A 7655-nucleotide genomic window follows, 5' to 3' on the forward strand; every position below is an offset into this window, starting at 1 on the left:
CAAAATTCCCGCGCCCCTGCAAAGCCTGAAAAACTGACCCGGGGAGAAGGGCGGGCCGGAGCCGTTTGAAAACAGAGGGAGCCCCAAGCGTCTGCCCGCACCCAGGGACGGCGTTTGCCAACAGGCTCGGCCCTTTCCCCTTCAAGCCGGATAAAAACCCTGCCGCAAAGGAGGTAGCTTATGAAGAAAAAGGAGAAGCTCACCAAAGCCCAGCGCCGGATGCGCCGGGTAGAGGATATTCAGAAGAACAAGGCGGAAATCAAGGCTCATCCGGTGCTGTTCACCGTGTATGTGGTGCTGCGGATTCTGGTGGTGGCGGTGCTGGTTCTTCAGCTGCTCAACCGGGAGTATTACGATGTTTTTCTCTGCTCTCTCACGCTGGTGCTGTTCCTCATCCCCAGCTTTGTAGAGCGCAGGCTGCACATTGACGTGCCCAACACCTTAGAGGTCATCATTCTCCTGTTCATCTTTTCCGCCGAAATACTGGGGGAGATCCAGGAGTATTACCTGATCTTCCCCTTCTGGGACACCATGCTGCACACCATCAACGGCTTCCTTATGGCGGCCATTGGCATTGCTATGGTGGACATTCTCAACCGGTCCCGGCGGTTCCGGGTGCGGCTGTCCCCGGTATTTCTGGCTGTGGTGGCTTTCTGCTTTTCCATGACCATCGGCGTGCTGTGGGAGTTCTTCGAGTACGGCATGGACGCCTTTTTCAACATGGACATGCAAAAGGACACCTGGGTCAGCGTGGTAAACACCGTCAGCCTGAACCCGGATGGGAAGAACTCCCCGGTCAGCATCCCCATTGAGAGCGTGGTGGTCAACGGCGAGGCCTGGCCGGGGTATCTGGACATTGGCATTCACGACACCATGAAGGACCTGTTTGTGAACTTTATTGGCGCGGTGGTGTTCTCCGTTATCGGCATGATTTACATCATGGGCCGGGGGACGGGGAAGTTCGCCCCCCGGTTCATCCCCCGTCTCAAGGAGAACGAGCTGCCCAGGCCGGAGCCCAAGGAAAAGCCCGAGGAGCGCCCCAGCCTGCTGGAACCCATCCCCCTGGAGGGGCCGGAGCCGGAGGCCCAGGGCGGGCCGGAGCTTTTGGACCTGTTTACCGGCGACGGCCGGCCCACGGGCCTGACCATGGAGCGGGGCGGGGAAAAGAAGCCGGGGTATTTCACCCTGGGCATGCACGCCTTTGTCTACGACAGCCAGGGGCGGTTTTTGCTGCAAAAGCGGGCCCAGGGCAAGAGCTTCCGCCCCGGCCAGTGGGAGACCCACATGGGCCATGCCCTGGCAGGGGAGTCCAGCTTTGACTGCGCCCTGCGGGAGCTCCGGGAGGAGCTGGGGGTCAGCCTGCCCCCGGACAGCTTTGTGAAGGTGTACCGCTGGGTAGAGGCCGGGGCCCGGATGCTCACGGACCTTTATTTTGTCCGCGCCGACCTGGACGAGAGCAGCCTCACCCTGCAAAAGGACGAGGTGATTGGGGTGCAGTGGGTGTCCAAAACGGAGATGCTGAACTTTGTCCGGGACATGGACTACCGCCCGGAGTCCTATAAAAATGTGGTGGCCCAATATATTCAGGACTGCATTGAGGAGGCCCCCGCCGAAGAGGAAGGGCCTGCCCATGACTGACGCAGTCTGAAAAAAGCGTCGCATCTCTGGGGCGGAGATTTTTGGGCCCGGGCTACACGCAGCGGGGCTTTCAAGAGAGCAGCCGCCTCTTTGGAAGCCCCGCTGCTTTGCCCTTCGGCTTAACAACCGGTGTTTTCTGAATGGAAGAGCCGGTATTCACAGCGGGGAATACCCCTGGGGCGGTAATTTTCGCCGTCAGCCTGGGGGAAATTTACCGTTCTATGGCGGGAAAATCACCGCCCATACAGGTTCTAGGTGCGTTTACAAAGCTGCCCGTGTTTTTTTGACAAAGGCCTGTTCTGCCGGATTTGCCTATTGACACCTGACGGGATATCCAGTATAATATGACTTGGATATGTCGAGGTGTAGCTCACCTGGTAGAGCGCTTGGTTTGGGACCAAGAGGCACGGAGTTCGAGTCTCCGCACTTCGACCAGCAGCGTGAGAGCTGGCGCGGCCTGCTCTTCTGCACCACCAGTCCGCGCACCCCCATGGATGCGCGGACTTTTTTTTGCCCCCAACCACAGGGCGTTTTCATGCGGAAAAAAGTCCCCCGGAAGCACTGGCTCCCGGGGGACTTTCTTCTCTTTGAAGGGCTTCTCTGCCCAGCCGGAGACGCTCGTCTCTGGGCCAAAGATTTCCCTACATATAGTGGTACTTCTTCCTTTTTGCAGCCAAAAACACGACAGAGATCACGCAGGCAAACACGTCCGCCATAGTCACAGACCACCAGATGCCGTCAAGCCCCAGCAGCGCGGGCAGGGCCAGCACGCACACCACCTGAAACACCAGGCTGCGCAAAAAGGAGATAATGGCCGACACCGCCCCGTTGTTCAGCGCGGTGAAGAAGGAGGACACAAAAATGTTGAACCCGGCCAGCAGGAAGGAATAGGAGAACACCTGAAAGGCATGCACCGTCATGTCCCTCAGCTCCGGGTCGTAGCCCACAAACACCTGGGCCAGGGGCCGGGCCAGCGCCCAGGAGAGAACCATCATGCCCACCCCGCCCAAAAGCATGAGCACAGTGGAACGCTTCAGCAGGCTTTTCAGCTCGGCGTGGTTTGCCGCCCCGTGGTGAAAGCCCACCACCGGCGTGCTTGCCACTGTGTAGCCAATAAAAATGGCAATAAAAATAAACGAGACATACATCAGCACCCCATAAACCGCAACGCCGTCCTCGCCGGCAAAGCGGAGCAGCTGAAAATTGTACAGCATGCCCACCAAAGAGCCGGAGACGTTGGACATAAGCTCAGAGGAGCCGTTGCCGCAGGCCCGCAGCAGCGCCCGCCCTTCCAGCCGTGTTCTGCGCAGGCGCAGCAGACTGGAATTGGGCCGCAGAAAATAAAATAAGGGCAGCACCCCGCCCACACACTGACTGACGCCCGTGGCCAGCGCAGCCCCGGCCACGCCCCACCGGAAGCCCGCGATAAACAGCGCGTCCAGGGCCATGTTGGTCAGCCCGGCGGCTATGGTATACACCAGGCCCAGCTTGGGCTTTTCGGCAGTAGAGAGAAAGGTTTGAAAGACATTTTGCAGCATAAACGCGGTAGTAAAGGCAATAACAATGCGCCCATACACCACGCAGTCCCCCACCATGCTGTCGGTGGCCCCCAGCAGCCGGGCGGCAGGCTCCATAAACGCTATGCCGAAGGCGGAGGCCGCCGCGCCCACAATCAGGGAAAACAGCACCATCATGGTAAAATAGCGGTCCGCGTCCTCCCGCCGGCCCTCGCCCAGGGTTTTTGCCACCAGGGCGCTGCCGCCGGTGCCAATCATAAAGCCCAGCCCGCCCAGAATCATGGTAAAGGGCATGATCAGGTTAATGGCCGCAAAGGGCACCTTGCCCACAAAGTTGGACACAAACAGCCCGTCGACCACGCCGTAGATAGAGGTGAACACCATCATCAGAATGGGGGACAGGGCGAAACGCAGCAGCTTGGGGTAAGTAAAATGGTCAGAAAGTTGAATTCTCATGGCGTATCGCCTCCTTTAGTTGTGTTTTTGTCGGCGCCCAACTGGTTCAGCTGCTTGGCCAGCTCCTTGTTGAAGCGCCGCATCTCCCGAAGCAGGCCCTCTCTCTGCTCCAGGCTCAGGCCGAAGATCGCAGCCTCCTCTGCATGCAGCAGCTGGTCTGCGGTGCTTTTTGCCAGCTCCATGCCCTTTTCCGTGAGGACGACGCTGCGGGTGCGCCGGTCCTCCCCAGCGGTGAGGACAATATACCCCTGAGCCGCCATATGCTTCAGCGCGGAGTTGACCGTGGTTTTGGGCTCGCGCAAAATCTGACAGAGCTGGGCCTGGGTGATGGGCTGGCCGTCGGCGCGTATGGTGTACAAAATCCACAGGGTGCATTCCGGCACCCCCAGCCGCCGGGCCGCGTCCCGGTAAAGACTGTCGTTTTCCAGCAGAAGGCGGTTCATTTCACGCAGCCAGGGGGTAATTTCCAAGGGCTTCATTCCGCAATCTCCGCTCCTCTCCGTTGTGCAGGTGGTACGATATCGGACAAAGCGAATTATACTCTTTTCCCGCCGGTTTGTCAAGGTCTGCGTTCTGTCGGGGCAGACAGAGAAAAAGCCCGGCTTACCTATAGGCTGGCCGGGTCTTTTGACTTTGCAGGGCTCCGCTGAACATGGGGACAGTCTAGGGCTTGCGCTTTCATTCTAAAGGGCAGGGAGGGACGGGGGAGTATTGTGCCCTCCCGTCTCCGCCAGTCAACAGATAGCCCTTGCAGCACCGCGCGGAATCCGCTATACTTATAAGAAGAGGAGGTCTATGGAAAGCGAGGGGGCTGAGCCCGCAGACCTGCCTGGAAATCGCCTGTTTATAACCTTCTCCGCCATGCCGCCCTCTGGGGCTGGGCCCGGCGCGGGGCGGCAAAGGAGAGCAACCCAAAAAAGGAGGCATACCCCATGCAAAAACAGCTTTGGAACGACCAGTGGACGCTGCTGAAGCCCGGTGCAGGCCCGATGATGGCTCTGTTTATGGGCGGGGCCGAGGGGGACCCGGTAGCCATTCCCCACGACGCCATGATTTATGAAAAGCGCAGCCAGTCCACCAAAAACGGCCACCAGACCGGCTTTTACCCTGGCGGCTGCTACACCTATGTCAAACGCTTTTTTGCCCCCGAGGACTGGCGGGACAAGACTGTGCTGCTGGAATTTGAGGGTGTGTATCAGAACGCCCGGGTGTCTGTCAACGGCGACTACGCCGGGGGCCACCCCTTCGGCTATGGGGAGTTCGCCTTGTGTGCAGACGATTTCCTCAAGTATGGCCAGGAGAACACGGTGACTGTGGTTGCCAACAACTCTGCCGAGGAGAACAGCCGGTGGTACTCCGGCAGCGGCATTTATCGGGACGTGAACCTGCTGGTGGGGGATAAGGTCCATATTGCCCGCAACGGCCTGCGGCTCTCTACCCCTGACGTGGAGCCTTCGCTGGCAGTGGTGCAGATAGACCTGGACCTGGTGAACATCAGCCGGGAGAGGATAACGGCAGAGGTGGTCATCGAGCTCACCGGCCCCCAGGGCAGGGCCGGGTACACCCGGCTGCCGGTGACGGTTTTCGGGGGCGGTGAGGAGCATGTCCGCACCCGGGCGGAGGTGGAGAGCCCCAGCCTGTGGAGCTGCGAGAGGCCGGACCTCTATACCTGCACGGTGACGGTTCAGGCAGGCGGGCGGGTGTACGACCAGGTCAGCGAGAGCTTCGGCATCCGCAGCCTGAGCCTGTCCGCCAGCCGTGGGCTGCGCTTGAACGGGCAGGAGGTGAACCTGCGGGGAGCCTGCATTCACCACGACCACGGGGTAATCGGCGCGGCGGCTTTTCCATGGGCAGAGGAGCGGCGGGTCAAGAAGCTGAAGGAGGCGGGCTTTAACGCGGTGCGCATGTCCCACCACCCGGCGGGCAGGGCCCTGCTGAACGCTTGCGACCGGCTGGGTATGCTGGTGATGGACGAGCTCTCTGACTGCTGGACCCGCCCCAAGAACAACAACGACTATGGGGAGAAATTCCCCTATTTCTGGCGCGAGGACGTGGCGGCGATGGTGGCTAAGGACTTCAACCACCCCAGCGTGATTCTCTACAGCACGGGCAATGAGATTCAGGAGGCGGGCACGCCCAAGGGGGCGCAGATGAACCGGGAGATCACCAATGAGTTCCACCGGCTGGACAACACCCGCTATGTGACCGTGGGGGCCAACGGCCTGATGGCCGCGGGAGCCCGCATGGGGGAGATTATTCAGGACATCACCCGGCAGGCCCCGGAGCCGCTGGCGGAAAAGGACCGGCTGGGCTCTGGGGCAGGGGCCGACGGGATCAACGCGGTAATCGACTTCTTCCAGGGCCCCATGGCGGACGCTTTTGCCGCCAGTCCCATTCTGACCCAGGTTCTGGACGAGTTTGCCTCTGCCACGGACGTCACGGGCTACAACTATCTGACAGGCCGGCATGTGCTGGAGCACGCCCTCAACCCCAACCGGGTGATTCTGGGCACCGAGACCTTCCCCAGCGATATTGTGCGGCTGTGGAGCATTGTGAAAAATCACCACCATGTCATTGGCGACATGACCTGGACCGGCTGGGACTACATCGGCGAGGCAGGCTGCGGCGTCACCTATTATGACGGCCGGCGGGGCTTTCAGTCCAACTGGCCGGTGAGCCTGTCGGGCATGGGCGACCTGGACCTTCTGGGCAACCGCCGCCCCATCAGCTATATTCGGGAGATTGTATTCGGCCTGCGCAAAACGCCCCTGGTCACGGTGGAGCCGGTGGACCGTCATGGCCAGACACCCAGTCAGACCACCTGGCCCTGGCGGGACGAGCGTGTCAGCTGGACCTGGCATGGGTATGAGGGCAAGCCCGCAGTGATTCATGTGTACGCGGACGCGCCGGAGGTAGAGCTGTTCCTGAACGGCCAGTCTTTGGGCCGCAGGGCCGCCGGAGAGGAGAACGGCTTTGACGCCAGCTTCGAGACCGCTTACCAGCCCGGGGAGCTGCGGGCTGTCTGCTACCGGGAAGGGCAGGCGGCAGAGGAGGCTGTCCTCGCCACAGCGGAGGAGCGGGTCCGCCTGCACATAGACGCGGACCGGACCCGGCTGGCAGCCAATGGCCGGGAACTGAGCTATATGATGATCTCTCTGCGGGACGAAAGCGGCCGGCTGAACCCCCAGGCAGTGGACGAGGTCACGGTGACTGTAGAGGGCGCCGGCGTATTGCAGGGCATGGGCAATGGGGACGTGGAGACCCTGAACCACTATACCCACAATACCTGGCAGACCTTTGAGGGCTATGCACTGGCAGTGGTCCGGGCCGGGACAACGCCGGGGGAGATGCTGGTGACAGTCAGCGGAAGCGCCGGAACCGAGCAGATCAAGCTTGCTGTAGAATAGAATGATGGAGAAGGGGCCCTGCTGGGGCCTCTTTTCTTTTGGGGATAAAAAGTGGCTTCTGTAGTAGAGGGCGGATTGTTACACTTTTTTATCGACAGGAAAACCGGCTGACAGGAACAGATGAACGCGCCTGTGTTAGCGTTTTGTTATGGGCCATTACATGAGGATGAGCTTTTTCAGAAACACATAGAGCGATTGAAACTAGGGTGTGTTCCCATAAGCGTTCGTATGCGTCATTTGGGAATACGCCCTATGGTGTTTTTGTGGACAGCCTCCGGCTGCCCTGAGCCCAGTGAGATTGCCGGTTTTGCCGACATGCCGGACAACAGCGTGTTCCAAAAGGCAATCAGCTGGGCAAAGGAGGAGGGCATTACCAGCGGTACCAGCCCCACTACCTTTGGCTCCGACAAGCCCTGCACCCGGGCGCAGATTATGACATTCCTATACCATGTCTACCAATGAGACAGCAGCTGCGCTCTTGAGAGGCTCATGCAGATGATGCAGAGCGTCAACCGTGTCAGAGCCTCTCTCTGCACGGTATAAAGCAAAACAGAAACACAGAAAAACACCGAAAGCCGCTCCATTTACGGAGCGGCTTTCGGCGTTTTCGTGCAACCTTTCTCATGGCGGCTGGGGG

The 7655-nt window shown here is 60.0% G+C and carries 5 protein-coding genes and 1 tRNA gene; 4 read left to right on the forward strand and 2 right to left on the reverse strand.

What is annotated here, in order from left to right; genetic code table 11:
- Positions 1-180: 180 nt before the first annotated feature.
- On the forward strand, positions 181-1638 hold the full coding sequence (locus ACTO5E_RS09265; RefSeq protein ID WP_482303156.1) for a DUF2238 domain-containing protein: 1458 nt from the start codon (positions 181-183) through the stop codon (positions 1636-1638).
- Positions 1639-1997: 359 nt separating this feature from the next.
- A tRNA-Pro gene (locus ACTO5E_RS09270) sits at positions 1998-2073 on the forward strand.
- A 206-nt stretch (positions 2074-2279) separates the two neighbouring features.
- Here the strand turns inward: ACTO5E_RS09270 and ACTO5E_RS09275 are convergent.
- Positions 2280-3611 (reverse strand): MATE family efflux transporter, encoded by a 1332-nt coding sequence (locus ACTO5E_RS09275; protein ID WP_482303157.1) that lies wholly within the window; start codon positions 3609-3611, stop codon positions 2280-2282.
- Positions 3608-4090, reverse strand: a complete 483-nt coding sequence (locus tag ACTO5E_RS09280) for a MarR family winged helix-turn-helix transcriptional regulator (protein WP_482303158.1) — start codon at positions 4088-4090, stop codon at positions 3608-3610. Before ACTO5E_RS09280 ends, ACTO5E_RS09275 begins: the two co-directional genes overlap by 4 nt.
- A gap of 453 nt (positions 4091-4543) precedes the next feature.
- Here ACTO5E_RS09280 and ACTO5E_RS09285 point away from each other — a divergent pair, with 453 nt between their 5' ends.
- Both ACTO5E_RS09285 and ACTO5E_RS09290 read left to right on the forward strand, forming a co-directional pair.
- Positions 4544-7018 (forward strand): glycoside hydrolase family 2 TIM barrel-domain containing protein, encoded by a 2475-nt coding sequence (locus ACTO5E_RS09285; protein WP_482303159.1) that lies wholly within the window; start codon positions 4544-4546, stop codon positions 7016-7018.
- 252 nt (positions 7019-7270) lie between these two features.
- Positions 7271-7480: an S-layer homology domain-containing protein gene (locus ACTO5E_RS09290; RefSeq protein WP_482303160.1), complete on the forward strand. Its 210-nt coding sequence runs from the start codon at positions 7271-7273 to the stop codon at positions 7478-7480.
- Positions 7481-7655: the final 175 nt, after the last annotated feature.

It is taken from the genome of Acutalibacter sp. (assembly GCF_056800975.1).